Genomic DNA, 26,693 nt, shown 5'->3' with positions numbered 1-26,693 from the left:
ACAAAATCGAGATTTCCACTATAGTGTGTTTATGTGTAATTGATCGGTTGCTTTGTAATGAATGATTTGAGTAATAATATACAAGTTAAAATATATAAGGATGTGAATGGCTATTCTTTTCCACTAGTTGTTAGTGATGGTTGCCTTCCTTGCTGCTTGTACCTCAATGCTTACCTTAATGGCAATCATAATTCACCGCTCTCTAAAGCGAAATCAAAGCAATCGCTATCTTTCTATACTCGAAAGAAATATGCCTATGAGTGCAAATTCTTATATTGTTTTTTCATGGTACAGGGTATTGACCTTGTTGAACGAGTGGCGAGTGGTATATTTTTATCTATTGAGGAAATTGACAGTTATATTCGCACTTGCAAATTCTATGCTGACACAGAAAATGACAACGAAAACAGTGCAGTCGTCAATCTTACTGATAAGCGAATTAGGGATGCCATACATGCAACATCAAACAGTCAGCCAGAAGTGTCGGCGCACACTTTTCGTCAGCGGCTAATTCGACTTAAAGCCTACATAGAGTTCTTATATGTAGGCCGTCATTACGATAAAGCTGAAACTAAGCTGCAAATCAGCACTGATAATAAATTTAATAAATTTAATCTCTATATAAGCGCAGCAATATCAAGCTCTCGAAACGACAACACCATCACTAAAGATGCTTTTGAATCAACGATACCATCGGATAAATTCTTTAAATTACTGGATGTTATTCAAGAGTCTTCGCCTGACAACCCCTTTAAGTCCAGCAAACTGAGAAATCAAATTATCACCCAAATATTGATTGATACAGGGGTTCGTGTCGGGGCTGTTTTGAAATTGAAAGTGAGTGATTTAGTCGATGATTGGGACAACCCTCGATTCTTACTAACCCGCACACCTAATGACCCAACGGACACTAGGCGCTTACCTGCTGCAAATAAAACAAAAGCGCTATCGGTCTCTGTTTCTAGTAATTTAATGAAGCTAATCAAACTTTATATCGAAACAATACGCCAAAGCACGCCAAACACCCATGAACATGATTTTATCTTTATTTCAGAGAAAGGGAAAACTATCGGTCAGCCAATGTCTTACAACGCAATTCATAAGGTCGTTAAAATATTTGGAGATTCTGTCGGGATAAATCTACATCCACATTTGCTTCGACATAAATGGAACGAACTCTTTGAAGATAACGCAAGAGAGAAAGGGTTCTCACCTGATAAAATTGAAGACCTTCGCAAATACGCTATGGGTTGGGTGGAAGATTCAAAAATGGCATCAGTCTACAACGAATTCCAATTAGCGGTGACGGTTGCTGAAATATCATCGAAGAACCAAAGCCAATCCGTACCTGCATTGAGAGGTCGCCAATGAACAAAACTGAACTTAAAAAATTAAAAAGCAGCTACACAGGAAAAAGAACCTTTCAATCGAAGGAAGAGGGTTACGAGTTTGATGTTTTTTCTGATGAATGGTCGATGGGTTATAAGAAAACACTTTATCTAGAGTGGATGAGTAAATTGGAAAAGGATGTGTTTCTTGACCTACGACTAACTATCGCTCACACAGCTAAATACTATGCTTATAACTCTATAAATGGCTTTATCAGCACATTAAAAACCATTTGCGATTACTTAGATCCAGCAACTTTCGAGGCGTGGTGGTTAACACTCACAGTCTATAAAAAGGGGGTAAGAAACGCACTATTCGCACTCTGCAAACGAAGTAATGGGTACAATAGCCACCTATTAACACCGTTATATAACATCGTTAAAGATGATAATTTAGGCAGAAAAGGTGCCTTGAAGGGTATCCTTGATGAGACGACTGGTGCTTACAGTGAAATTGAGCGTGACAACCTCCTTGAAGCACTAAGAATTGAAACACTCAATGCACTTGATAAGGAGCTTGTTACGACAAAACCTTTTACTCGCTTTAGAAATGTGTTGGGTTCTCAGTTGATGGTCGCAATTACAAGAAGACCTACGCAACTGGTTAAAATAAAATGGTGTGACCTATTGCGTGTCGGTCAAGCGTTTAAGTCGCACAAAGAAAGCAACCGAGATTGGCAACCTCTAACACAGCATCACTTTTCTGATGTGGAGCAATTACATTTACGAACCTTTAAAGGCAAAGAAGGCACGTTTAGAACTAATGCTGAATCGCGTTCGCATCGCTTAGAGCCCGACCTGTCTGAGCTATTACTTCAATATTACCAAGTTTATGAAAGCTATCTTTGTGGTTCATTAAGTCAGTACGACATTACATTGTCTGAGAGCGAGATAAAAGAGTTGATGCAACGACTCCCTTTGTTTCCAGACCAGAGCTTATTCTCGGCAAAATTTGATACAAAAGAGAATTTTTTTCAGTCCGTAAGCGATACATCAGAGTCTTTTCATCTATCTGCTGTCAGCTTTGCACAGAATATCACTTACTTGTTCAATAAAAAATTAAATGTAAAAAGTGACCGTATTACACATAAGCCCCTTACTTTTAAAAATAACCGCTGGCGACACACCCAGCTGACCCTTGCGGCTTGGATGGGGTTAAGCCCTGCGAAAATTGCTGCGATTACTGGCGTTACGGTAGAAGCAATACTACCGTACCTTGATTTAAAAACCCCTGAGCGAGTTAAAATTGACGAAGCCTTTGCCGGTAACAGTGTGATACAGCGATTTGATAGCACATCCTCAGAAAAATTACAGCAACACCCCAATTTCAAAATCAAAAGCCCTTTTGATGAAGAGATGGGGCACAAGCTCAACCCAGCCAACTGTTCAAGTTGCCAGTCAAAAGGGGCTGCGCCAATGGGGTGCTACCCTTGTGATAATTTTCGCCCTCTAGAAACCGCAAATCATCAGCAATATTTAGATAAAGCAGAGCGTAAACTGGCTATAAATAGTCAATCAGGCCATCCAGCCACCGTTAAGCGACTGCGTACTATCATTCTCTATATCAGAGTGACGATAGCTGTGTGTGAAGAGCGAAAAACAATCAAAGTTGGAGGATAAACATGAGTATAATTAACCGTTATGTTGATAACCAACGTGCTTACGTTGCCAAAAAGCAAGCGCAGCCACTCATTGGGTTTACCAACGCTCAAGGAGAGCATGCATCATGGAATGATATTGCTGTAACTTTCACCGACAGTGACAATAAGCACATCAATACTTTGTTTTGCAATCTAAACAGAAATAAGCCCAGTATAGGTACACACTTCACGGACGATGACCGATTAAAGCCAGAGACACACGATCTATTATTCGCCTATATGCTTGATCTGTTAAATGAAGGAGTCTCGAAAGCGAACAAACAAAGTAAAATAACGACGGCAAGATATTTCCTTTGTCACCTCGATAAAAATGTCGCCACGGCTACCCTTGATGAAATTCAACACGCCATTGATTCGATGAAAAATTCCGCTAGTCTACAAAGTTTCATCGACTGGCTACATGAACACAAAATGCTGGCAAAAAGCTGTCAGCCCTATATTAGCACCCCAGCCGATTCAACGCGAAGTAAGAGTGGCGATGATGCGCTGGATGCGGAACAAAAAAAACTGCCTTCCGAAACGGCGTTACTAGCGCTCGGAGCTATCTTCTATGATGTAATTCCACCCTATCAGGATGATAACAAAGAAAATATTGATGCTTGGCAACCGCTTTTATCCTCTACACAAAACCAACGAGACAGCTTTATTTGCACCATGACAGCGCTTGGAATGGCCTCGCCTAATCGAATCGGTGCAGAGCAAGTGCTTCTCACACCACAGCGCATACAGCGCCATACACAAGTTGTTGAGGGGCAAGAAAAAACCGTTCACTACCTAAACTGGCGAGGCTCAAAGGGCTATAAGGATAATCAAAATCACATTAATGCAGAAATGGTTGACAGCCTAGATAGAGCAATGCACTACACCATCCTTGCGACTGAGCCAACAAGAGCATTAGCACGATTTTATCGAAAGCCAGCACGCACCTTAAAGGAAGTGCTGGGTGAATTTAAACCTAGCGACGAAAATCTCGCACTCATTAGACCTTCGATGAATAAATCAACAAACCTTTTGCATCTTGGTTTACTGCTAGGTCTTTTTGACGATAGCGACAAATATGCTCGAGTTACACCGACTACAAAAGGGGCTAAGCGTAAAAAAGGTAAGGGCCCCGCCAAATTCATCAAACCCATCGCACAGCTTGAAGCGTTCGATACACTGAGCTTTAAGAGTCATTGCCCTTATACTTATATGCTTACAGGTTGTAGTCTCGCTATCCCAGCACAGTACAGTAATTATACAGGAGGCAAGCAAGAACTCACTGTGGCTGAGTTTCAGAATTTCATCATCGAAAAGAATCAATACCAACTAAAGGGTTACAATAAGAGCCAAAGTAAATATGCGGACTTTGATAACGCATTATTTGCTTACACCGAAAAGCAGCTTAGTGGCAGAGTCAAAAACCCTTTCCTTTTAGCCCCCATTAGCTCGCTAAGTTTTTTATTCTCTGACGATTTAATAAAAGTAGCTAAAACTAGACCCTCCATCTTTGAGCGACACGGTTTTTCATCAAGCTTTTTGCTCAAGCCACACCAATTACGTCATTGGCAAAATGATTACCTTGCGAAAAAAGGACTTCCTCACCATCTCATTTCCATGCTCTCAGGTCGAAAGAGCGCAGAGCAAACGCTGACATACATCCATACAACGGATGCACAGAACGCTTCTGTGATTTGTGATATTTCGTTCTCTAATGAGCTAGCAAGCAATGTCGAAGAAAAGGTAAGTCGTCGTCTTGCGACCATGAATCAATATAACGAGGCTATCGACAATGAAACACCGACCTTTGTTCACGAATCAGGATTTTGCACTCAGAATTTAGCCCTCTCACCCTGCACTTATATGACGGAGTTTGAAACGCAATGTACGCTATGCCCATCATCTTGCCATGTAGCACATGATAGTGATGCCATAGACTTGTTGCAGAAGGATTTAAAGGTGCAAACTCATAACCTTGGAAATGTGCAAGAGGCTATTAACTTCGAGACAAGTAAAGGGATGCAGGAGTGGTACAGAACCCATTATCGCAATACATGTATGCTAAAAAAACTGATTGAAGTGCTGTCCGATGACACTATAGAAGAAGGCAGTATGGTGCGATTTCTAACTCGCTCAAACAGCATGAGGATCACCAATTTAGACACAAAAACCGTAGAAGAACGAAAGTTGGCACTCCCTAATGCTGAGCAGGCCCTTCAAGCTGCGATAGAGGCAAATAAGGATAAAAGCAAAGATGAAGCTACGAATAACTTCTTGGGCTTCTTAGGCTCACTTTAGGGGAATAACATGGCAATTAAATCATTAGAAACAGACCAGCAAATTTCCATCCAAGCCCTTATTAGAAGCTGGGAAGGTAAGTTAACTTGGGATTTGCTCATTACAAAAGTGGAATCCAGTTTAGGCATTACGACAACTCGACAGACGCTCGATAAATACGCGAATATCAAGCATGAGTTTAAGGAAAAAAAGCAAGTATTAAGAGGAAAACCTGTTGCACCTGACAACAAAGAGCTTATTGCTTACTTACAAAAAGATGTGGATTTAGCTGAGAAGGTAATCCAACTGGAAGCGCAGCTTGCAGTGGCACAATCAGAAATTGGAAAGCTTCAAGCTTTCATTCAAAAACTATCCAGCATTGGCAAAGCTAACCCAAGTGTCATGGATGTGTTTCAAAAGACATTACAAGACGTTAAGCGCAGCAATAAGTAAAATCCAACAACTTATAACGTACTAAACCGCAAATCAGGAAATAGCAAGAGGTCTAATAATGGCAAGTGGTCAACAAAAAGCGCAGCAAAATCTTGAGGCATTTGAGGTATGGAAAGCGACACAGACGGATGATGACTTTAAACAAATCGTGTTCAGAGGTCAGCTTAACCGCATCGAAGTGGCAAAAAGCATCGGCTGTGGAAAATCAGCCCTAAATCAAAACCCAGCCCTCAAAAAAACACTCAAGGCATTAGAAGATGAACTACGAGACAAAGGTATACTTCCTCCTTTAACTGATACTGCCAAGAAGAATGCAAATAAACCTAAAGCCTACGACAGCACGACAAATCGTAAGTTATTAGATTCAAAGCGGGTGTCGTCATTAGAGGTAGAGAACATTGAATTGAGAGCCAAGGTAAAAGAGCTTGAAAAGCGACTTGAACGCTTTGGTGAACTATCTGAAACTCTATCTGAAATGGGGTTGATGCCACGATGAATCCCGTTTTGAATGAAGACAAAATGCGCGTTACGAGTATCCCTTATCGCTCAAATAAATTGGTAATATTCAGCGGTGTGCCACTGGCACTAGACTCCTACAAAACCAATAATGGCAAATATTATGTCACCATCAAAGCTAACCCTGATAGCATCCTCATTCAACCCACGATAGGTCAGCATTGGTCAGTCAAAGGCACTCGCCAAATTAAAGATGTCGAAACTGGCGATTATGTAATGCAGCAACACACCTATGAATCACCAGAGCATATTGAATGTGCCTTACCCGAAACAGGTGAGCAACTGATACGCTTTATCGCAAGGGAAAGTGAGTTCAAAGGGATTGGTGAAAGCAAAGCCAGAGCGCTCTGGCAGTTCCTAGGTAAAGACTTTCATGCCACCTTGAGAAAAGATACGCCTGAATCCAGAGAATGCCTGACATCGATTCTAAATGAAGGCTCAATAGAAGCGATCTTTAAAGGCTACGCCAAGTATAAGAATCTGGCGTACTGCAACTGGATGAGTGAGCACAAAATCCCAGCCAGTGTACAGCAACGGCTACTTAAACATCATGGCGAAGCCTCCATAGACGTTATCAAGGGTAATCCCTACGCACTGATTGGCTTTGGCCTGTCATTCAGCGCCATTGACGATATCATTAAGACAACGGATTTTAAGAGCGATGTTACACAGGATGATCCAAGAAGACTCAGTGCAGCACTAGAAATGGCAATCCGAAAAGAGATTGAAAAAGGCCATACTTACACCACTCAGAACGCCATTAAACCAACCGTTAAGAAGCTTCTTGGTAATGCCGAACTGACAAACCAAGCATTTGTGGCTGGACATCAAAAGGCACAATTCATTGTAAATGGCGAGACAGGCACATACCACCCAACAGCTCAGCTACTGATGGAATCTGTGGTAGCAAAACGGCTATTAGCACTTGCTGAGCAAAAAAACTTATATGATGAGCATGCAAATTCGGCCTATTTGTCTGCGGCTGATGAATTGCCCTATGAGTTAACTGAGCGCCAAAGCGAAGCTGTAATGACTGCTTTAGACAATGCGGTAGCTTGTATTACAGGCGGTGCAGGAACGGGCAAAACAACTGTATTAAGAACCGCACTTCGGGCTTACCATCAATTAGGCTATGAGATCCACGCGGTAGCACTATCAGGCCGAGCGGCTATGCGTTTACACGAATCGACTGGATTCAAAACAATGACGATTGCGGCCTTACTACGTAAGGAAGTCATTGAACCAAGCAATGAACAACCTAAAAACCTGTTAGTCATCGATGAAGCTTCAATGATTGATCTGCCGACCATGTACCGATTGGTGATCCATTTGCATCCCTCTACACACATTATATTCACTGGTGATCCAGACCAATTACCACCTATCGGCTGTGGCAAAGTGTTATCAGATATCGTTGAGTCAAAGGTCATCGCAAATACCATGTTAGACATTGTTAAACGACAAGACGGATCAACAGGAATACCTGAATATTCAAAGTTAATTAACGCAGGGATTGTTCCTGAAAATATTAGTACTGGATCGATTACTTTTCATGAAACACAGAAAAATGAAATTGCTCAAACTTGTACAACGCTATTCCAAGCCTCCCCTGATGATAGCCGTATAATGGGAGCTACAAAGGTAATGGTTGCAGACATTAACAAGTTGACTCAAAACGCAACAAACCTCAATGGGCAAAGACTTGAGTTTGAGTTGCATGGTGAAAAGTTTTTCCGTGACCTACGTAAGGGTGACGTTATTCTATTCACACAAAACAATTATGATAAAGGCATTCAAAACGGCTCATTGGGTGTGTTGTCATCAGTTGAATCCGTTGGCGAAAGCTATGGCTCTGTTGTTCTGGATACCGGTGATGATGTTGAAGTTACGCAGGCTGTATTGGACTGTATGGAATTGGGTTACTGCATTACGCTCCACAAAGCGCAAGGATCACAGTTTCCACGCATTATTATAGCGTTACAAAAAGGTATGATAGTTGATAGAGCGTGGCTTTATACCGCTATTACTAGGGCTGAGAGCGAAATTCATATCGTGGGTTCACAACAAGACTTCAATGAGATCACAAAACAGCCAAGTAACTCTCACAAACGTAATAGCTATTTGGTTGATCTTTTAAAAAACAAAAAATAATTTATAACTTTAGGGAGTGACTACGGGTGCAAGCGGAAATAAGTTGTGTGTCAACGCGAAGCGCTGTCCACATCTTATTCTGCGTTCTTGCGTAGCAAGATGTGCCTGTAGTTGAGCGACCTTTGTGTATATTTATCTAAACCATGTTCTCGAATGTGGAAATAGGTTTGTGAGGCTATCTCGCTTTCGCCCCCATAGCGACTTAGGTAAATACTCCATGTGACTTTAAATTAGTGGCCTGAATTACTTAGTCACAACAATGTCATTTTAGCTCTAAAACCTCTTTTGTTGCTTCATCTCGAATACCCAAACCATATGTTTTAGTCAGTTTTTTGTCTTCGTATGTTATACCACCCACTAAGCAAGCTTCTGCAACTCTAGCATACTCTTTTCTGATACTTTCGTAGTTATGGATCGTCCAATGAATAATCACTTTTCTTAACGAATAATATTCTTTCCCGTAGTCCGCTTTAGAGGGAGTTTTTACACCGAATATATTTAAGCAAAAGCCTAGAATTTTAGCTGACTTGAAATTGGGTAACTTTTCCATCCGCTTGACTTCATCGTACATCAATCGATAATATTTTTTGAGAATATAGTAATTGACTTTACTGTGCCTATGATTAACAAATTCCCCCCAACAGGAGTTATGATGAATTGACCAACATGTGTCCTTATCTACATTAATAGTTGCTGCTGCAAATGTGAGTTCAAACATCAACTCTGCTACTAAGTCATACAAATCAATTGATTGGTATCTTTCCGCTTTGCTTTTTCGTAGTTTGTGTGGAGTGAAATCCGCGACAGAAGGATGTTTCTCTAATAATTCAATTACCGATACGACAAACTTTACAGCTACTCGAAAATTCTGATAACACTCAAGGTTATAGTAATTAGTGGGGTTATGGTTGATTTCATGTAGGTATATACTGTTGTCTTTTATTTTATGGAAAGCATTGTTTATTGCATAAGAGTGTCGCCACCATTCATTTGCGTTTAAATATGACTCAATAGCCGTTAGAGTTGAATTACAGTACACTTGAAATTGTTTATTTTTAAGGGTGAATAGTAGCAAATCAGCATCTAAAGGGGAGGCAAATTGTTGATTTAAGCAATCGAGCTTCTTAATGTCTCCAAACATAGCCATGCTTAAAGGTTTTATATACCCAATAAGCCCTGAGCAGAAACCGTCTCCTTCATGATGTAAGAGCGAATTCGAGTTAAGTATTGCTGCCGTTGCAGTGTTTATCGTAAATTGACGAAATGGTAATTTCTCGATATTTTCTACTGTTAGGCTTTCATATACTTCAATTATTAAATTCGGATGATATTCCGCAACAATCTCGCAAAACCGTTTGTTTCCTATAAGTAGTATTATGTCATGAGCATAATCCTTACATTCCCCCATATCACCTGATGCGTGAGCAATTATATTTTTAATCGATGGAGTTATTTCAGAGGCTACTTCCCTAAGAACATCTTCATTTCCTTGTAGTATTCTCACATATAATTGCTGCATGAACGGTTTGTAGTTGTTTTTCCCAAATTTAGGGGGGGATATAAAACCAAAATAAGCCCATAAAGTAATAATCATAAGAAAAATCAAAGAAAAGATGGCTTGCCACATACTTTGGCTCAAGTTGAAACTAGGGGTTAACAAGCCTAGATTGACCCATAGTTCAGAGATTAGAACTCCGATACCAATAAAGGGGATCAAGTAAAACGATGTTTTGTAGAGTGGTAATGGTGCTATTGCGATTCTAAATTTATAACGTTCCCCTGTAATCGTGTAAACAACAAACAGTAGTGCTAGAGCGGATATAAAGGATGAAAATCCGAATATAGAATTTGAAGAGCTTCCTGCTGGGACAAAGCACATGCCTAATAGTTCTTGAGTACACATTCAAATTACCTTAAAGACTTAATTTATAAGTATATTACTCTGTATGTAATGGCTAAGCGATTCTAGCAGCTCGTTTAGAGTAAAAAGTTCAATATTTTCTAAGTCGCTTCGTGCCCCTTTGCGCCCTAGAAAGCTAAATCGAAAACGCCCCAAAGCAATTTAGAAACCTACAAACGAATGGCCAATATTACTTAGCTACAACACCGTTAAACGCACATCTAAAAGGCTACCAAATCGGTGGTCTTTTTGCTTTTTATAGCGCCCGAGATTTCTTGCTTTAATTTTTATCGACCATTTCATCGTAGATTTTAAATTAAGGAATCATCACAAAATTACAGTGTAACTATTTTTTTATAGCTTCTCATTTAAAACTAAACATACCCCTTTCGACCCGTTGGTTACAATTTTTAGACCTATTACGTCTAAAATTATACTTTTAGGTTGATTTATATAAATTCCGTGTTAAATTAATATCAAGTTGATTATTTTTAGTCGGCAGAAGTCTAAAAAGGGGTGAGTTATGAGAGATCAGTCTTTAGCGAACTTCCTAGTGAATAGCAGGAAGAGAGCAGAATTAAGTCAGGAAGAGGCAGCGGAAAGATGTTCATTAGTTAGCAATCAAAAGATGATTTCTCGGATAGAGTCTTCACCTTTGGATTTTGTGGTTGAGATATTGCTGGACTACATCTCTGCTGTGGGTGCTAACCGTGAAACATTTTGGCAGTTACTTGATAAACCTAAAAAACTATTAAATGAAAGTGAGATAAAGATGAATACTAAATTACAGAATGAAATCGACCAGTTAGTTAAAAATATCGACAAAACCGTTTTGGGTTTGAATGATCTACCGGAGCACCTTCATCCTAAAAAACTAATTGAGAAAATGAAAGCAGCAAAAAATGATGTAGGCTCTATTGCTGATACAGCTATTATTGGAGTTATGGGACCAAGTGATTCAGGTAAATCTCATATACTGAATCTATTAATGGGGGTGGAGATTGCACCAGAAGGTTTTCAGCCAATGACTGCCGCTTCAACGCTGTTTGTGCATATGAGCAAAAAACCGAAGAACCTTGAAGAAGCGCAAAATGTAGTAGTGTTTAAATACGAGCATGAAGGTCGTACCTTTAATCTTGGTATGCTAAATGGTGAACATGAACAGTTTGTTTTAGCAAAAGGTGATTACAAGAGTTTAGAAAAATACGGAGCGCGAGATGATGATGACAATATTCTTTACCCGGAAGCATATTTAGCTATTGTTTATGTTGATGCTCATGTATTGAAAAAAGTCTCATTACTTGATACTCCTGGACAATTGATTGACCCTGATTACGCGAACAAAGAAGAAGGCGTGAAGTTAGATAGTATCGATGTACGTAAAGCTTATGAAGCGATGGGCCTAGCTGACTCTATATTATTTACGAGTTCAGTAAATAAATTCTTACGTGACAATGAACCTGAGTTCTATTCAAATATTCTTCGTGCACCGGGTAACCTCCCACTCGACGCTAAAAACCCTCTAAAAAATATTACTATCCTTGCAACGCAAGCGGCAGGCATTAAGAGCATTGCAAACTTCAACGAAAAGACATCTAAACGTGCAGCTATTAGCTTCCATAAAGCGATGGGTTTTTTACTGTATGAAGACTGGCAATCACAAATTGATGGCTTAAAAATACCTACAGCAAAAGATTGGGAAAGTCGTATGCTGCCATTTTGGGATGACAACAAAGAGTTTATGAGCGCCTTCACTGAGCGTTTTAATCAGCTGGCAGATGAAACGGTAGCAACGCTTTCAGAAAAGCGATTATCTAAGGTGGTCGCTATCCGCAAAAACATTATTTCTCAAGTAGAAATTGAGATGTCGTCATTGACAGACAAGCTTCGTAGCAATGAAGAACGTCTTGAAGAGGTAAAAATGCAGGATGCGCGGTTTCGAAAAGAAGTTGTTAGCATTTTAGAAAAATTTAAAGCTCAGGAAAATACCATTAATGAACTCAAATTAGAAACAATTGATCAGGTTAAGTCTATTGTTGGCAACCTAAAATCAGAAGAGTTTATGGCTGAGTTTATAGGGGATCGCTTTGAAGATAAAAAATCGGCCAAACAAGGCCTTTCTGATGCGATTGGTCAATACCTTGAAACGAAATGTAAGAAAATTATCGATTCAACAAGTAAACGCTTTGTCTCTGAAGTTGAGTACTTGGTAAATGAGTTCTCCGCATTGGTGCCAACAGCAGGACAGAAAGATATAAACAGTGTAAGTCGCATAAGCAAAGCCGGCTACAATACCAAAAGAATGCCATTAAGCACTTTCGATGGACAGTCAGCGTTTATTGGTGGAATGTCAGGTGTTGCTACCTTTGGGGCTATGGGCGCGTATGTTGCAACAATTTCATCGAATCTTGGTGCTTACATCCTTGTTGGCCAAGCTGCCGGAGTATTAACATCGTTAGGCATTACAGGATCTGTTACGACACTGCCATGGTTAGTTGGTGCAACTGGCGGACCGGTCGTCTGGGGCGCGATGCTTGCTGCTGCAGTTGGTTACCTAGTCTTTCGTATATTTTCCGATTGGAAAAAATCGATGGCTAAATCTGTTGTTAAAGGCATTGATAGTAATGAAATTATCGACTCGATTGAGGGTGAAATTTCTACTTACTGGTCTGATACAGCCAAAGCCTTTGAATTTGCTTTAAAAGGCTTGCGCGATGAGGCTGACAAGCACATCAAACAACTTTATAAAGATGCAGAGGAAACCTATGACGTGAAAGAGATTAATAACGCCGTGACCACGCTTGAAGATGTTATTTCAACACTGAAAACAGGTGACGTGAAGAACTTAACCGCAGCTTAAACAATAGTGCTGTTAATTGGTGAACTCCTATTTAACAGCACCTTTATCTAAATGGGGGGTGACTATGGGATGGCTTGGCGATTTCTTTGATGATATTACAGGCGAAAGCGATAGACGTAGAGCGCGACATAAGCTACAAACAAGAGTAGATGCAGCAGAGACAAGAAAAAGAGCGGTAAGAGAGGCCCATGCTATTTGGTTGCAACGAAATCGGGCTAAAAGAGCGGAATTACATACTGAGACAAAGAGTTACATTAAACTTGCCATAGCACTTGAGCAGCTAAAAAGTGGTCTAACAAACGAGCCATCAACTGTATTGGATAAGACAGACTTTCAGTTGATTAGGAACCACCACTTTAAAACTACTTTTTCTGAGGCTCGAATTACTAAACATGCAAAAAAAGAATTTCATTATGACAACGGTGTCTTTTATGAAGGGGAGGAAGATGCTTTTATTAAAGAATTGGACAGCTTCATGCGTTCTGAACTCCGACATACGAGAAAGTTAGTTCTGCGCTGGAATAAAGTCTACAAAAGTGTAAAAGAAGTCTACATCTAAAAAGCTTGTTGGATTGTTTAAAGATAAGTATTAAGACATAACAATTACTGCACATGAACATCAAAAAAATAGGGAAGATATATGGCATATGTTGAATGTAAATCCTGTGGATTAAAAGAAGAAGCTAACAAAACGTTCTTTCTTAAAGTTCTAGGGGGAGGAGCTGTTGGCGGAGGTTTTTGGGCCTGGGTAACGTATTTTTTTGCAGGTACTGGTTTCGCTTTTGTAATTTGCGTCGCCATTGTCACAGGCGGGGTCGCTCTTCTTGCTTTTTCCGATGAGATCACAAAGTGGCTGGCGGAAAGGTATGATTGTCCATCTTGCAAAAAAAGAAACTGGAGATTAGTTAAGGATTGATTGGTAATCTGCATATTCTCCACCATAATACGAGGCTACCTAAATGGTGGCCTTTTTATGTGTAAGATAAATTTCCTATCTCGGTTTGTGCCCCAAACTGAGATAGAAAGCTAACTCACTAATGCCCAAAACCTATCAGAATAATTGTGTAGTAAATATTACTTAGCTACAACACTTCAACCATTGAAGCACCTATCTAAGGTAGGTTTGTACAATGTAATCATGATAGTTACAATGTAATCATGACAGTTACAATGTAATCATGATAGTTACAATGTAATCATGATAGTTACAATGTAATCATAGCAGTTACAATGTAAACTTTATTGATTGCTAACTGCAAAAAAATCTCCTTCAGCCACGTTTAATGCTTTAGCAAAATACCTTATTTCATAGTCTGTAACTTGTCGATTTTGAGATTCAACTTTTGCTAACGTACCCCTACTAAGATCGAACCCCAATAAACAGCATGCAGTAGCTAATTGCTCTTGGGTTAACCCCTTTGCCATACGAATTTCTCGAATTTTTTTACCAATAATATTCATTTTTTGCTCCGCTAATGGAGCTTAATCTTCCCATTTTGTTAGATAAACATTGCTCCGCATAAAGAGCAAAAAGAAAAAAATTCATTACTTATTCTTAATACAGAATAACTTACGGAAACATCGTGACTTTATTTAAGCTCGGTAAATAAACAACCTATTAATAATTCTAATTATCTAAACATGTAACATAAAAAGTAACCTGTAATTTTAACTGTTGATATTCCATGGTAAGTAATGAATAATTGCTCCGCTAACGGAGCTATTGCTCGTATATTTAAGATAAAGGTCCAGTAATGAGTCAACAGGTAAACATGAATGTATTTCTATATTCTCTTCTAGTAACTAATAATATGAATGAATTCACCGTCGCAGAAGCTAAGGATGCATTATTAGCAAACCACCCTGAATTTGATGATGAAGTAGAGTGTAGGAAGTTCATTTACCGACAGTTAACACGAAGCATTGAAAAAGGCATTATTAAGCGTACAGACTGTTTTAATAGTGGCTCTAAGCAAGTAATATACTCAAAGACAGATAAGCTGCTAGCATCAAGCATTGTCCCAATTAAGCGTGGAACTATGGCTTCAAAAGTTCCGCCAAAAAATGAAACAGTGAAAGTAGTAGAAAATGATACATATAAGACAGAGCTTCAAAAAGAGCTGATGGCTTATGAAATCGATTTAAATACAACCTTGGAAGAAGCTAAAGAATATAAGCGCCTATTAGCTCGATTCCCCGATTTAAAAAATAAACTACAACAACACCAATCTCAGGCGAAAGATAAGTCGATAAAGCTTTTAGGAAAAGTCCACGCTTTGCAAAACTTGCTTGGTTACACTGTAACAGAGCATTCAACATGTTAAGAGTTTGGCAAAAAGAGTGTTTGTCTACAGTTAAAGAACATTACTCACAATCGCATAAACACTTTTTATGCTTAGCGACACCAGGGGCAGGTAAAACTGTTTTAGCGGCTGAAGTTGCAGCCTATTTATTTGAAAAAAATAAAATAGACTTTGTTTTGTGTTTTTCTCCTTCTACGGAGGTAGCGTCCGGAATTAAAAGATCTTTTTCTAAACGTTTAAATTGTAATTTCGATGGTGTAATTGGCTCAATCGGTTGCTCTTATACCTATCAAAATATGCGTTTTTTTAATGATGATTACTGGAGACTACTCAGAAATAATCGAGTGTTAGTAGTCTTTGATGAAATCCATCATTGCGCAGGCTCATCTGTTGAGAATGCTAATGTTTGGGGAGAGGATATTGTTAGGAATATCCAAGATCAAGCTACATATACATTAGCATTAACAGGTACGCCATGGCGTTCAGATTTACTCCCTATTTCATTGGCAACATATAGCGCCCCTGATAATCAAATCCAATGCAATTATACTTACTCCCTTCAGCAGGCTGTTAGTGATGGTGTTTGTCGAAATCCAAAGATAGTGTTAGTTGATAATGAAGAGATTTCAGTTACAACCAATAAGCAAGAGAACAAAACCTACAACTCTTTGCAAGACTTGTTAAAAGATCCATCTATTGCATATCAAGATCTGATTAAACATAAGGATGTAATTAACTACATTATTTCTCAAGGGGTAAGAAAGTTAATTGAGATAAGGCTTGAAAACCCTGAAGCTGCGGGATTAATCGTTGCCTCCTCAGTTAAACATGCAGAGCAGATATTAGCAGTGCTTACTGAGGACTTTCATCAATCAGCAACAATCGTTACCTACAAAGAACAATTTGCTTCAGATAAAATTAGTTATTTTCGTTTTAATGATACTCAGTGGATTGTCAGTGTGGGTATGGTATCAGAGGGTACTGATATCCCACGATTACAAGTTTGTTGTCACCTTAGTAGGGTAAAAACAGAACTTTATTTTAGACAGGTTTTAGGTCGTATTCTCAGGGTTAGTAGCTCACCTAATAAAGAAGCTTGGCTGTTTACTTTAGCCGAAGAGAAACTAAGTTCTTTTGCGAATAGGATTGATCAGGAGTTGCCGGATATGGTTGTGTTAGTAAAAAGTAGTAAGACTGCTGATCATTTTTCTATAGAGGGCGGTAACAAAAAAGCATCAGTTTCAACAAACCCAATACTTGTAGAAGCGACGAACTTTCCCGGTAACGTTTCTTTATCAGAACAATTCAATTTCTCAAATTTTCAGGATAAAAGATCTATTTCCTCAGCCTCCCTTGAGAGTTTTGGTGGATTTAGAGAAAAGTTAATTGAGGCTTTTGAGCTATAAAAGTCTGAACCAATCAAAAACATAATCTCTAATAATGTTTTTAGAGCTTATGAGTAAATATATATGAAAATAAAATGTAGCGACTCATTACATTGTAACTATTGTGGTTTGTTATTTTGCCACTAACCTAGTCTAGGGCGATTACAAAGAAACCTAAGTAAATTGGTTACTGCAATATTCGCTTCCGGGGAAAAACATCAGAATAAAGTGTCAATTTGTGAAAAGTGTCAGAATAAAGTGTCAATTTGCGAAAAGTATCAGATTAGCGTGTTCATAATTAGATAGCACTAAGTCGCCCCCCTTTTTGTAACTTGTAACTAAGATAAATAAAGTTAAATCGATTTAACTTTATTTTTGGCGAATTATAACTACCAGAACACGATAATTCATATCTCGCAATGTCCCCCAATCCGACTTATGGCTACAACACATCCTCTTGTAAAGTGATTTGTTTATAAAGGATAATTTCATAGTCTAATCATTTATTTGATATTACCCCGTTTTCTTCTGTTCCATTCTGCAAACAAAAAAAGAAAGACCGTAGCCGCCAAGTCTGTATATGCGAGTAAAGGATCATAATTTTTAAAAAAATAAGCACATATCAAAAAAAACAAGGCGAAGAAATAATATAGGCAGATACTAAATTTGCTTACCCACATAAAAATATCCTCCTTACTTAATTATACAGAACTAAAACTATAGTCCCCCTAACAACAAACACAATAATGAGGATTCTTAATTACTTGCCGTTTTTATATGCTGAATAATACTTCTTTACTAGGGAAATATTAATGGCCTAGAAAGCAAGTAGTTGAAATTGTTGCTAGCGATCATTACACCGACTTTCAACAATCTCATTTTTATTTTTTTGAATACTAGCTATTTTTTTAGCCCTTGTGCACTCCCATTCTGATACAGGGTACATTTTGTCCCAAGCGTTCATTAACTGCTTCTGAGAGTTACTCATATTATATCTCGCATATGTATCATCCATATAAAGATACGTTCTAGCAATGCGTCCACGAGCCTCCACAGGAGGCTCAGCCTTCTTATTATCAATCTTCATGGCACAACTACCAAAACCACTTTCAACCTGTGGTAGCATCTGAAAATTATAATTACTTCTCATTGCATTAACTGCTCCAATAGCAGGAAATAAGTTGTGCATATCAGCTTGCATATACTTGTATTCATCATTTGTTTTATTTGCACATTTTCGGCCTTTATATGCCTTCCCTGTGCTCGTAACACACTGCTTATCTCCCTCTCGCCACTCAATAAAAGTTCGACCAAAGTTTTCCGCTGGTACAACATGTTCCCATTCAACACGCTTTGAACGTTTAACATGTTTGTCTGTATGGAACCCTTCGGGAGGGTGAATATTTTTCTTAGAATCAAATGAAGCGCCACAGTAAAGTGTAATTCGGTTGTTCTGATACACCTCTGTTTCCAATAGTTTTTTAGCTTTACTAAAGGATTGAATCGTTTCATTTGTAGCCAATGCACTCAGAGAAAAAAGAGATAATGACATTAATATACTGATGATTTTCATTTAAATACCTTTCATTAATTGCTCTAGCTAATAACTAAACTTATCACAAGCCTAAATTATAGGAGAACATTATGAAAGCTTGGAATAAAGGAAAACGGGTTGGTCAAAAAAAAGCATTTAAATTAGAAGATATTTGGCGAATTAGAATTCGCCTTGAACTAGAAAAACAACTGGAGCAGTTAGTCATATTTAACTTAGCAATTGATAGCAAGTTGCGCTCTAGTGACTTAATCCGGCTCAAAGTACGTGATATATCTTCAGGCTCATTAATTCAATCTCGTGCCATTATTGAACAAAAGAAAACACATCGTGAAGTTCAATTTGAAATCACATCGAAAACACAACAATGTTTAAACCTTTGGATAAATAACCAAAAATTAACTCCATCTGATTATTTATTTCCCAGCCCACGTAAACAAGGCCACCATATGAGTTATCACTATTACTCAGGGATAGTTAAACAATGGGCAAACAAGCTGGGGCTAGATATAACTCAATATAATACTCATTCACTCAGGAGAACGAAGGCATCTTTGATTTATGCTAAAACGAAAAATCTGAGAGCAATACAATTATTATTAGGTCACTCTAAACTGGAAAGTACCATTGAGTATTTAGGTGTTGAAATAGAAGATGCTTTAACTATCTCAGAAGCGACTGAAACATAGTTAAGGACAATTTTTTAATGGGGCGCTAACGCCCCCAAAGCGAGTTAGCATGAATATTAATTTGAAAAGACAAAAGGCAAGACACGACCCCATTGGCATTTTTAGTGCTTCGGTCATACTGTTAAACGGTAAACTAACAGCTAGAGTTGAAGCCCACCAAAAGCAAGCAACACCTTGTAGGGCGAGCCTGACAAAGATTGTTCAATGTCTTGTGATAGCTATGCACCATTTGTAGTAGTTTAGTAAAGTTGGTTATGTTTTAGAGGAGATAAAAACTATAAGTCGATTTGTAACTTTTTCGGACTTAAAGTCTAATTAGCTCCCCCCCTATCAACACACTCTCATGCAGAAGAAAAAACTATAATAATTATGCTAACTTAAGCTCTGTTTTTTTATTTAAGTAGCCAGATAAATATTTTTCAGGAATAACTGGCCATGATTTAAATTGATATAAACTTGTATAATCATTATCAATAGACTGCTTTATTAATCTTTTTATATCTATCTCATTATCTAATAAGCAATGAGCAGCTAAGGTTAAATGTTTAGTTAATCCTCTTGAAATAATATTACGAGCTGTCACCTTATCATTAAGTTTATCGTGTAGCTTTTTATAAGCTAACTCTTTATTTATTGTAAGAATATCTTGATCTTGTTGATCTTCAATTTTATCTATATTCGAATCAACCATACTTATTACCTTAGTATATCGCTGTGCCATTAAATTTAAAAAGGTCCCTTTTGTTAAATAATTAGTATGAGATAATCCATATTGATATGATTTATCTAAAGATTCCTCCGCTTTATCAAATAAAGATTCTGCAAGAAGTATGTTTGATTTTAATGAATAATAGACTCGCTTTTTAATTTCGTCTTTTATCTTATTTAAAAATGTATATGCCTCATCATAATTATTAGAAAGATTTAAAAAAGAGTTTATTATTGTACTAGCATAATCTGAGGCGTCAGAATGCATCATGGCTAATTTTAAGAATTTTAAAGACTTCTCTTCATCTTTTTCAATCATAAGATAATATTGAGCTTTATTGATTAATAATGAAGCTAGCTCTTCATTTTTAGGTATTTTTTTAATTAAGTCACTATCAATAAAATTACTCCAATCGGAATAAAATGATTCATTATTCTTATGATCGACAAGTGATGGATATTCTTCACATATTAGAGAAAGTAATTTCCTTTTTTTTCCTTTAGATGACGTTATATAAATGTTCAAGAGAATATCAAAAATATTTTTTATATTCTTATAATCATTGTTAATAACTGATGAATGCAATGACATTTTAAGATATCTCATATGCTGATCATTGATGGATTTAGCTTTTTCTAAATGATTTTCAATTTCTTTTTCTTTTTCTTTTTTAACTTTTTTGTCTAACCTATCGTTAAATTTTAAGTTCAACAAATCGAGTTTAAATAGCCAAGATATATTATTTAGACTTGGCTCTAATTGAAGACTCCTATCTGCCGTTTGCAATAAAAAATCAAGACTAAAAACGCTATCAGTTTTTGTATAATGGAATTCATCAATTGCATTTGTTAAAAGATAATTATGAAATTGATAGTTACTGTTAAATTTTGTTTGGAAACCCTCAATAAATTTACATCTTTCTGTCATGTTTTTAAAAATTTCAGATTTGAATATTAAACTTCTAACCTCAAATGGATCTAATTCAATTAGTTCATCACATAAACTTAATGCTTCCTGAATTTTGTCTTGAGCTTTGTAAATTAGAATTAATTTTTTAAGATATACACCTTTTGATTTTATATTTTCAGGTTTGTCCACTCTACTTTTAATTATGTTAGTAGCTTCTATATAATTTTTTTCTTGGACTAATCTATCTAGGCTTAAAAATGTTTTAAAGTCTTCTTCAGAACCATTGAATTCTTTCTCATTAAGCTCCCTAATCAAATGAGATATATCCATACTATTTTTATGTTTAGTCAATTGCTTTATGTCAGAAGAAATATATTCTGATTTTTCAGAAAGTCTATATTCATCCTCAGTAAATGAAGAAATAATTGCTTCTTTCTTGGAATTGGTAAAATTATCATCTAATGATAATTCTCTTTTTAGTTTGTAGTGCATTTCAGCCATAACTTCGTCAAAACCACTTATTTTGATGAAGTAAACTTTATCTTTCCAAAGAAGTTTAGTAAGTTCGGGATTAATATAATCACCTTCTCTTAAACACCAATAAACACCATTATTTAAATACTCTTCTGATTTTAAAAGAAAATTAATAACATCCATTACAGAACGATCATTTCCAGCATAACCAATAATGATTAATCCATATTCTTTCGAGAATTGAGTGAATTTATTCTTGATATTATTTTCTAAAGATTCAGTTTCTCTAAGGGTACTTTTTATATCATCAAATAAATAATCACCATGTAACTTGATAATTTTAGGCCGTGATGAGTTAACAGATATACTTTGTAGCGATGAATCATGAGCACACACTAATGGGCGTACTTGAGAAAATTGGTAAAAAGCCTCGTTTAAAAGATCATCAAAATTTGTTGTGTAGATCGTATCAAAAAATCTGTTAGTTGTTAAAGAGACTAAATATGAATAACCTATTGATGGCAAATGACCATCAACTTCTTGCTCCACAAATCTTCTTCGTTGGCTCGGAAGATCAAACTTATATTCAAACAGTGATGAGTACTCATTTGATAAGTTATACCAATTACTGTAGTTTTTTATTAAAAAGTCTTTGGCTTTAAACTCTTCATACCCTTCATATTCTTCTTCTGGACAAAGATGTTTATAAACTTCTTCTCTCCATCCAGAAACTAAGTTAATTCCAGTTTTTATTCCTGAAGTGAATGAAGCACCAGCTCCTAATAACAAACTATAATTTGGGACATGCTCATTTGTCTTAGTACCAATGTAAGAAATAAGATCATCAACAGTTCTTTCTTTATGTCCTAACTCTTTTTTTAATCTTGCATAATCCATTATTTTTCCCGTAATTCAAAAATATTTAAAAAGAAACATATTGATATTTTACTCAGAAATTTATTTTTAAAAGTGACTTTATCTCTAATTCTAGTAAATAACCCATTAGTAGTGTTTAACTGATGATAATAATGGAATCTTGTGAGCTATTTATTACATGAAAATTAGGTTGGCAGTTATCAATAAGTGGGTTATTTCATTCCAAAGGGAATAATAGGGCCAGGTCTTTAATTTTGAACTTCATTGATTGTAAGTTTATTTTCTAAGGCGCTTTGTGCCCCTTTGCGCTTTAGAAACCTATAAAAATGTGACCAATATTACTTAGCCACAACAATGACTAGGTGCCTAAAGCTAGTGCACCTAACACAGCAAATACGACTATGAGTATCCAAAAATTAGATGCTCTAGTTTTCTTGGGCTTAGGTAGAGCAGTATTTACTGTTGGGTTTAAGTTGACTTCGACAATTACGTCTGAACTTCCATCACGCTTAAATTCTTTCTGTAATTCAGCTTCTCTCTGTAATTCAGCTTTATAGCGCTTAATGATTGTATCTAACGATATATCTAACAAATGACAATGACTTTTAGCTGTATGAGTATCTTTAATTAAATTATAAACATTATCTGGCTCTGTAGTAAGTTGATCAATTAGCATAAACTGGGGGCGACCTATTCGGTGATCCATCTTGCAACCACCTATTATCCAATTACGGCCATAGCCAGTGACCATAAACCCTGCAATTAACTCAGCTAACGGTGTCTTATCTTGGCTTTTCTCGCGCTGTACTTGCCTTAAAATATTCTCATAGGCCGAATAAACTTTATCCCAATCTTGTTTTTCGATGGCAGCATCTAAATCAGTGTGCGACTCTCTCCATCTTGCATCCGCAATTGACACATTTACTTCATCCATGTTCCATTCGTTTGCTAAATATTTACGTGCGCTCAGTACACCTTTATTACTCTCATACCAGTCGTTCCACCAACCATCTGCTAACGCTTTTAGTTCTTCTAACAGAAATAAATCACCCTCACGGTATAGGCGTTGGTCGCCAGATAATGGTTCTTTTCTAGGATATATGAACTTCTTACAAGATTTACACTTCGCTTTACGTTTAGGTATTTTCTCCAGTCCAAAGTCGCAATAAGGGCATTTAGAGGTAGTACCGCTAAAAGCTGCAAGTTCTTTTAATTGTTCTTTCCTTTTCATACAAATATCGTACCTAATGATTGCTTTAAAACCCGAATTACGTCAGTGTCTTACATTAGAAAAAGTTGGTCAATCAGAACGTGCTGGTTTAGTGAAGGTTATCTACACTAAGTGATTTAGGAACAGAATCTCGTTAGAAGAAGTTGTGAAGTTGAATATCTAAGTAGCTTAACTGTATTAGTTTAAATAAAGTTACGCTCATAATTCCCTGAAATCGAGCCAAGTAAATTGAATTAATACTGTAGAGCAGGCTAAATAACCTACCTCTCAATGTGCCCCTTTCCGACTTAGAAAACTACAAACTTATAGCCAAAATTACTTAGCCACAACACAGCAACCAAAGTTCAAAATATGCAAATTCCTAATTGTGTAAACACATCTGCACAAATGACCGATACCCACCAATTGTTCCAAAATGGAACATTTGGTCAACAGCCTGTTGACCAAATGCACGTCACCAGTATCCCCTACACCTAATCAAAGATGGTGATATTCAGCGGTACTCCGTTAAAGAAAAATTTTTACAGAGCCAACAGCGGTAAATATTGCGTCACTATAAAGGTAGAGCCTGACACATTGCCAGCAAAACCAACTATCGGTCAGCATTGGTTAGTCAAAGGAAGTCGAAAGCATGGACATAGGCGATTACGTTATGTAGAAGCATACCTACCCAGTTAAACTATTAAGGGCCGGGTTTGTAATCTTGAATTTTCATCAATTGAAAGTTGATTTTCTAACTCGCAATGTGCCCCTTTATAATATTAGTTGTTTACAAATGAGCTTAAAAGGCTAAAATTTTACTCTCAATCGGCAATAGATACTGGCGAGAGACCCAATGAGTACCTTAGAATCCAGAATGGCAAGGTGGCTATTTTTGTAAAGGATTTTAGGTTAAAAAGACCTTAAATATTTACTTAAACTCCTTACGCTTACAAAATGGTATTTTTTTGTAATGGATTATTGGCAATTCAAACAATCGAAAGGCCCATTATGCCTTAGATCTTACTCACTCACTCACTAGTTTTATTTGTTTTTGGTGGATATAATCTGAATTCAAAGATAAGACTGAAGATTAAAAGAAACAAAATTTAAAGCCAAAAAAAACGAGCAATTGCTCGTTTTTTTATACCCATAAGTTAAATAAACTTATGCATCTTTACCACTTGTACCACGAAAACGTTCTGTAATACCGTTTAAGAAGTTACGTAATAATTGGTCACCACACTCTTTATAGTTACGGTGATCGCGCTTACGGAACAAGGCAGATAATTCAGATTTAGAAACAGGGAACTCAGCTGAAGCAAGTGCATTCAACATATCATCTTCTTTAAAGTTCAATGCTATGCGTAATTTACGCAGAATGTCATTATTACTTAAGATCGCTTTTGCAGGTAAAATAACAGGGCTTGAACCCTCTTTTTTACCACGTTTCTCATTGATTAAGCCATCTAAGAACAAAGATAAAAGACTATCGCGACAGAAAACGAAGTTCTCTTCACCCTCTTTCTCCATGATGCTGTGTAGGTAATTTTCATCAATTGCATTATCAACCGATGCAAAAATTTCTAACATTTTTTTATCGTTTAGTTGTAGTGCGTAACGTACACGTCGTAAAACATCATTGGTGATCATATTGTCTCTTATCTATTTAAATTCAAAAGGAGCTATCATACAGGGTATTCATGGACTCTGCTAATGAATTGCTTGTAAAACCAGTAGCAATTCATTAGCAAACCAATCAAGCTGCTAAGCTAAGCGTTGCCTTTAACTTTAAGTTGTTGTTCTGCTGCAAAATCAAGCATGCGGTCTAATGATACTAGTGCACCTTTAGCTACATTTTCATCTACATCGACTTCATGGCCTGTAGCATCTGTTAACGCGTTATAAATCGCTTTTAAGCCATTCATAGCCATCCAAGGACAATGTGCACAGCTACGACACGTTGCGCCCTCTCCGGCTGTTGGTGCCGCAAATATCTCTTTATCCGGACAGACTTGTTGCATCTTGTAAAAGATACCCGTATCTGTTGCAACAATAAGTTGTTTATTCGGTAATGTTTTTGCTGCATTGATTAATTGACTGGTTGAACCAACAACATCAGCTAACTCAACCACACTTTGTGGTGACTCAGGATGAACTAAAATAGCAGCATCAGGGTAAAGTGCTTTCATATCACGCAGTGCAACGGCTTTAAACTCATCATGCACAATACAATCACCTTGCCACATGATCATGTCGGCTTTAGTTTGCTTTTCAATATAGCTACCTAAATGGCGATCCGGTCCCCAAATGATTTTTTTGTCTTCACTGTCTAGATGCTCAACGATCTCCAGCGCAATACTAGACGTTACAACCCAGTCGGCACGTGCTTTAACCGCTGCAGAAGTATTTGCATAAACTACCACTGTGCGGTCTGGATGTTGGTCACAAAAGTCACTGAATGACTCGATAGGACAACCTACATCTAGCGAGCAGGTCGCTTCAAGTTCAGGCATTAGCACAGTTTTATTAGGTGTTAGAATTTTAGCAGTTTCGCCCATGAAGCGAACGCCGGCAATAATTAAGGTTTTGGCTTTATGATCACGCCCAAAACGTGCCATTTCTAAAGAATCGGCAACATAACCACCTGTTTCTTCTGCTAAAGCCTGAATTTCAGGATCGGTATAGTAGTGAGCAACTAATACGGCATCTTTTTCAATTAACAGCTGTTTTATTTTTGCTTTATAGTCTGTTTTTTCTTGTGTTGATAATACAATCGGTTTTGGGGGAAATGGATAATCTGATCCAACAAGGGGAGATAATTTGCTCATCATCGACTCTTCGATATTAAAATAGAACAAGATTATAACAATTCAGTAAACGAATGTGTATAGAATAAAATTTATTAAGGGGAATTGAATAAGATGTAAATCTGATAAGTGGTGGGCCGTGAAGGATTTGAACCTTCGACAAATGGATTAAAAGTCCACTGCTCTACCAACTGAGCTAACGGCCCATATATAAATATGGTCTATCTATTTTTTGACTTTACTAATAACTGACAGCTAACAGCTAACAACTAAAAGAAGTGGTGGGCCGTGAAGGATTTGAACCTTCGACAAATGGATTAAAAGTCCACTGCTCTACCAACTGAGCTAACGGCCCATAAATAAATATGGTTTTGATTTTAGTTCTTGATACGCCTTTAAATTAAAAGTGCAACAATGGCTCTACCAAATGAACCTCCCAAAATTATGGGTCTTTCTATTTATACATATTCACTTTAAGAAAAGTGGTGGGCCGTGAAGGATTTGAACCTTCGACAAATGGATTAAAAGTCCACTGCTCTACCAACTGAGCTAACGGCCCATATATAAATATGGCTTGGTTTTTTACTCTAC

At 37.2% G+C, this 26,693-nt stretch carries 20 protein-coding genes and 3 tRNA genes; 13 read left to right on the top strand and 10 right to left on the bottom strand.

The window, feature by feature from the left end:
* The first annotated feature begins 57 nt into the window (after positions 1 to 57).
* Genes QQK09_RS15565 through QQK09_RS15540 form a run of 6 tightly spaced genes read left to right on the top strand, consistent with a single transcriptional unit; the run spans position 58 to position 8,425 of the window.
* The gene (locus tag QQK09_RS15565; protein ID WP_284205076.1) at positions 58 to 1,371 is read left to right on the top strand and encodes a site-specific integrase; all 1,314 of its coding nucleotides are present in this window, start codon (positions 58 to 60) and stop codon (positions 1,369 to 1,371) included.
* Positions 1,368 to 3,008 carry a hypothetical protein gene (locus tag QQK09_RS15560; RefSeq protein WP_284205075.1) on the top strand — a complete coding sequence of 547 codons (1,641 nt, stop codon included), beginning with the start codon at positions 1,368 to 1,370 and terminating at the stop codon, positions 3,006 to 3,008. Before QQK09_RS15565 ends, QQK09_RS15560 begins: the two co-directional genes overlap by 4 nt.
* Positions 3,009 to 3,010: 2 nt before the next feature.
* Complete coding sequence (locus QQK09_RS15555) at positions 3,011 to 5,326, top strand: hypothetical protein (protein WP_284205074.1); 2,316 nt, start codon at positions 3,011 to 3,013, stop codon at positions 5,324 to 5,326.
* A 9-nt stretch (positions 5,327 to 5,335) separates the two neighbouring features.
* Positions 5,336 to 5,758 (top strand): hypothetical protein, encoded by a 423-nt coding sequence (locus QQK09_RS15550; protein ID WP_284205073.1) that lies wholly within the window; start codon positions 5,336 to 5,338, stop codon positions 5,756 to 5,758.
* A gap of 58 nt (positions 5,759 to 5,816) precedes the next feature.
* Positions 5,817 to 6,254, top strand: a complete 438-nt coding sequence (locus QQK09_RS15545) for a VPA1267 family protein (RefSeq protein WP_284205072.1) — start codon at positions 5,817 to 5,819, stop codon at positions 6,252 to 6,254.
* A 23-nt stretch (positions 6,255 to 6,277) separates the two neighbouring features.
* Positions 6,278 to 8,425 (top strand): AAA family ATPase, encoded by a 2,148-nt coding sequence (locus QQK09_RS15540; RefSeq protein ID WP_284205071.1) that lies wholly within the window; start codon positions 6,278 to 6,280, stop codon positions 8,423 to 8,425.
* A 262-nt stretch (positions 8,426 to 8,687) separates the two neighbouring features.
* Here QQK09_RS15540 and QQK09_RS15535 read toward each other — a convergent pair whose 3' ends face one another.
* Entirely contained in the window at positions 8,688 to 10,328 is a 1,641-nt protein-coding gene (locus QQK09_RS15535) for a hypothetical protein (RefSeq protein WP_284205070.1), read from the bottom strand.
* Between the two features lie 520 nt (positions 10,329 to 10,848).
* On the opposite strand from QQK09_RS15535, the gene QQK09_RS15530 reads away from it, so the two are divergent.
* From QQK09_RS15530 to QQK09_RS15520, 3 genes are all read left to right on the top strand, one after another.
* On the top strand, positions 10,849 to 13,185 hold the full coding sequence (locus QQK09_RS15530) for a dynamin family protein (protein WP_284205069.1): 2,337 nt from the start codon (positions 10,849 to 10,851) through the stop codon (positions 13,183 to 13,185).
* A 64-nt stretch (positions 13,186 to 13,249) separates the two neighbouring features.
* Positions 13,250 to 13,744, top strand: a complete 495-nt coding sequence (locus QQK09_RS15525) for a hypothetical protein (protein WP_284205068.1) — start codon at positions 13,250 to 13,252, stop codon at positions 13,742 to 13,744.
* An 81-nt stretch (positions 13,745 to 13,825) separates the two neighbouring features.
* A complete protein-coding gene (locus QQK09_RS15520) occupies positions 13,826 to 14,101 on the top strand; it encodes a hypothetical protein (RefSeq protein ID WP_284205067.1) in 276 nt (91 codons plus the stop codon).
* A 323-nt stretch (positions 14,102 to 14,424) separates the two neighbouring features.
* Here QQK09_RS15520 and QQK09_RS15515 read toward each other — a convergent pair whose 3' ends face one another.
* Positions 14,425 to 14,646, bottom strand: coding sequence for a helix-turn-helix domain-containing protein (locus tag QQK09_RS15515; RefSeq protein WP_284205066.1), 222 nt, complete (start codon positions 14,644 to 14,646; stop codon positions 14,425 to 14,427).
* Positions 14,647 to 14,939: 293 nt separating this feature from the next.
* Here QQK09_RS15515 and QQK09_RS15510 point away from each other — a divergent pair, with 293 nt between their 5' ends.
* Both QQK09_RS15510 and QQK09_RS15505 read left to right on the top strand, forming a co-directional pair.
* A complete protein-coding gene (locus tag QQK09_RS15510; RefSeq protein WP_284205065.1) occupies positions 14,940 to 15,509 on the top strand; it encodes a hypothetical protein in 570 nt (189 codons plus the stop codon).
* On the top strand, positions 15,503 to 16,894 hold the full coding sequence (locus QQK09_RS15505) for a DEAD/DEAH box helicase (RefSeq protein WP_284205064.1): 1,392 nt from the start codon (positions 15,503 to 15,505) through the stop codon (positions 16,892 to 16,894). Before QQK09_RS15510 ends, QQK09_RS15505 begins: the two co-directional genes overlap by 7 nt.
* Positions 16,895 to 17,717: 823 nt before the next feature.
* Here the strand turns inward: QQK09_RS15505 and QQK09_RS15500 are convergent.
* Entirely contained in the window at positions 17,718 to 18,446 is a 729-nt protein-coding gene (locus QQK09_RS15500; RefSeq protein ID WP_284205063.1) for an endonuclease, read from the bottom strand.
* A gap of 71 nt (positions 18,447 to 18,517) precedes the next feature.
* Between QQK09_RS15500 and QQK09_RS15495 the strand changes: the two genes are divergently transcribed.
* Complete coding sequence (locus tag QQK09_RS15495; protein WP_284205062.1) at positions 18,518 to 19,114, top strand: tyrosine-type recombinase/integrase; 597 nt, start codon at positions 18,518 to 18,520, stop codon at positions 19,112 to 19,114.
* Between the two features lie 367 nt (positions 19,115 to 19,481).
* On the opposite strand, the gene QQK09_RS15490 is transcribed toward QQK09_RS15495, so the two are convergent.
* Together QQK09_RS15490 and QQK09_RS15485 are read right to left on the bottom strand one after the other, a co-directional pair.
* A complete protein-coding gene (locus QQK09_RS15490; RefSeq protein ID WP_284205061.1) occupies positions 19,482 to 22,103 on the bottom strand; it encodes an SIR2 family protein in 2,622 nt (873 codons plus the stop codon).
* Positions 22,104 to 22,440: 337 nt separating this feature from the next.
* Positions 22,441 to 23,313, bottom strand: a complete 873-nt coding sequence (locus QQK09_RS15485; protein ID WP_284205060.1) for a hypothetical protein — start codon at positions 23,311 to 23,313, stop codon at positions 22,441 to 22,443.
* Positions 23,314 to 23,664: 351 nt separating this feature from the next.
* Here QQK09_RS15485 and QQK09_RS15480 point away from each other — a divergent pair, with 351 nt between their 5' ends.
* Positions 23,665 to 23,790 carry a hypothetical protein gene (locus QQK09_RS15480; RefSeq protein WP_284205059.1) on the top strand — a complete coding sequence of 42 codons (126 nt, stop codon included), beginning with the start codon at positions 23,665 to 23,667 and terminating at the stop codon, positions 23,788 to 23,790.
* Between the two features lie 669 nt (positions 23,791 to 24,459).
* Here the strand turns inward: QQK09_RS15480 and QQK09_RS15475 are convergent.
* The 5 genes from QQK09_RS15475 to QQK09_RS15455 all read right to left on the bottom strand — a co-directional run bounded on the left by QQK09_RS15475 (position 24,460) and on the right by QQK09_RS15455 (position 26,661).
* A complete protein-coding gene (locus QQK09_RS15475) occupies positions 24,460 to 24,945 on the bottom strand; it encodes a YehS family protein (RefSeq protein ID WP_284205058.1) in 486 nt (161 codons plus the stop codon).
* A gap of 119 nt (positions 24,946 to 25,064) precedes the next feature.
* Positions 25,065 to 26,123, bottom strand: coding sequence for a quinolinate synthase NadA (nadA, locus tag QQK09_RS15470; protein WP_284205057.1), 1,059 nt, complete (start codon positions 26,121 to 26,123; stop codon positions 25,065 to 25,067).
* Positions 26,124 to 26,232: 109 nt separating this feature from the next.
* Positions 26,233 to 26,308, bottom strand: a tRNA-Lys gene (locus QQK09_RS15465).
* 73 nt (positions 26,309 to 26,381) lie between these two features.
* Positions 26,382 to 26,457: transfer RNA gene (locus QQK09_RS15460), tRNA-Lys, on the bottom strand.
* 128 nt (positions 26,458 to 26,585) lie between these two features.
* Positions 26,586 to 26,661: transfer RNA gene (locus QQK09_RS15455), tRNA-Lys, on the bottom strand.
* Positions 26,662 to 26,693 lie beyond the last annotated feature (32 nt).

The sequence above is a fragment of the Psychromonas marina genome (assembly GCF_030161115.1).
Classification (GTDB): domain Bacteria; phylum Pseudomonadota; class Gammaproteobacteria; order Enterobacterales; family Psychromonadaceae; genus Psychromonas; species Psychromonas marina.
The sequence above is the reverse complement of the archived record's forward strand: the minus strand, read 5'-3'. Positions and strand labels throughout refer to the sequence as shown.

Bases quoted from the DNA above. Each gene is read 5' to 3' on its own strand.
- QQK09_RS15565 (WP_284205076.1), top strand. From the start codon at position 58: ATGAATGATTTGAGTAATAATATACAAGTTAAAATATATAAGGATGTG.
- QQK09_RS15560 (WP_284205075.1), top strand. From the start codon at position 1,368: ATGAACAAAACTGAACTTAAAAAATTAAAAAGCAGCTACACAGGAAAA.
- QQK09_RS15555 (WP_284205074.1), top strand. From the start codon at position 3,011: ATGAGTATAATTAACCGTTATGTTGATAACCAACGTGCTTACGTTGCC.
- QQK09_RS15550 (WP_284205073.1), top strand. From the start codon at position 5,336: ATGGCAATTAAATCATTAGAAACAGACCAGCAAATTTCCATCCAAGCC.
- QQK09_RS15545 (WP_284205072.1), top strand. From the start codon at position 5,817: ATGGCAAGTGGTCAACAAAAAGCGCAGCAAAATCTTGAGGCATTTGAG.
- QQK09_RS15540 (WP_284205071.1), top strand. From the start codon at position 6,278: ATGCGCGTTACGAGTATCCCTTATCGCTCAAATAAATTGGTAATATTC.
- QQK09_RS15535 (WP_284205070.1), bottom strand. From the start codon at position 10,328: ATGTGTACTCAAGAACTATTAGGCATGTGCTTTGTCCCAGCAGGAAGC.
- QQK09_RS15530 (WP_284205069.1), top strand. From the start codon at position 10,849: ATGAGAGATCAGTCTTTAGCGAACTTCCTAGTGAATAGCAGGAAGAGA.
- QQK09_RS15525 (WP_284205068.1), top strand. From the start codon at position 13,250: ATGGGATGGCTTGGCGATTTCTTTGATGATATTACAGGCGAAAGCGAT.
- QQK09_RS15520 (WP_284205067.1), top strand. From the start codon at position 13,826: ATGGCATATGTTGAATGTAAATCCTGTGGATTAAAAGAAGAAGCTAAC.
- QQK09_RS15515 (WP_284205066.1), bottom strand. From the start codon at position 14,646: ATGAATATTATTGGTAAAAAAATTCGAGAAATTCGTATGGCAAAGGGG.
- QQK09_RS15510 (WP_284205065.1), top strand. From the start codon at position 14,940: ATGAGTCAACAGGTAAACATGAATGTATTTCTATATTCTCTTCTAGTA.
- QQK09_RS15505 (WP_284205064.1), top strand. From the start codon at position 15,503: ATGTTAAGAGTTTGGCAAAAAGAGTGTTTGTCTACAGTTAAAGAACAT.
- QQK09_RS15500 (WP_284205063.1), bottom strand. From the start codon at position 18,446: ATGAAAATCATCAGTATATTAATGTCATTATCTCTTTTTTCTCTGAGT.
- QQK09_RS15495 (WP_284205062.1), top strand. From the start codon at position 18,518: ATGAAAGCTTGGAATAAAGGAAAACGGGTTGGTCAAAAAAAAGCATTT.
- QQK09_RS15490 (WP_284205061.1), bottom strand. From the start codon at position 22,103: ATGGATTATGCAAGATTAAAAAAAGAGTTAGGACATAAAGAAAGAACT.
- QQK09_RS15485 (WP_284205060.1), bottom strand. From the start codon at position 23,313: ATGAAAAGGAAAGAACAATTAAAAGAACTTGCAGCTTTTAGCGGTACT.
- QQK09_RS15480 (WP_284205059.1), top strand. From the start codon at position 23,665: ATGCAAATTCCTAATTGTGTAAACACATCTGCACAAATGACCGATACC.
- QQK09_RS15475 (WP_284205058.1), bottom strand. From the start codon at position 24,945: ATGATCACCAATGATGTTTTACGACGTGTACGTTACGCACTACAACTA.
- nadA (WP_284205057.1), bottom strand. From the start codon at position 26,123: ATGAGCAAATTATCTCCCCTTGTTGGATCAGATTATCCATTTCCCCCA.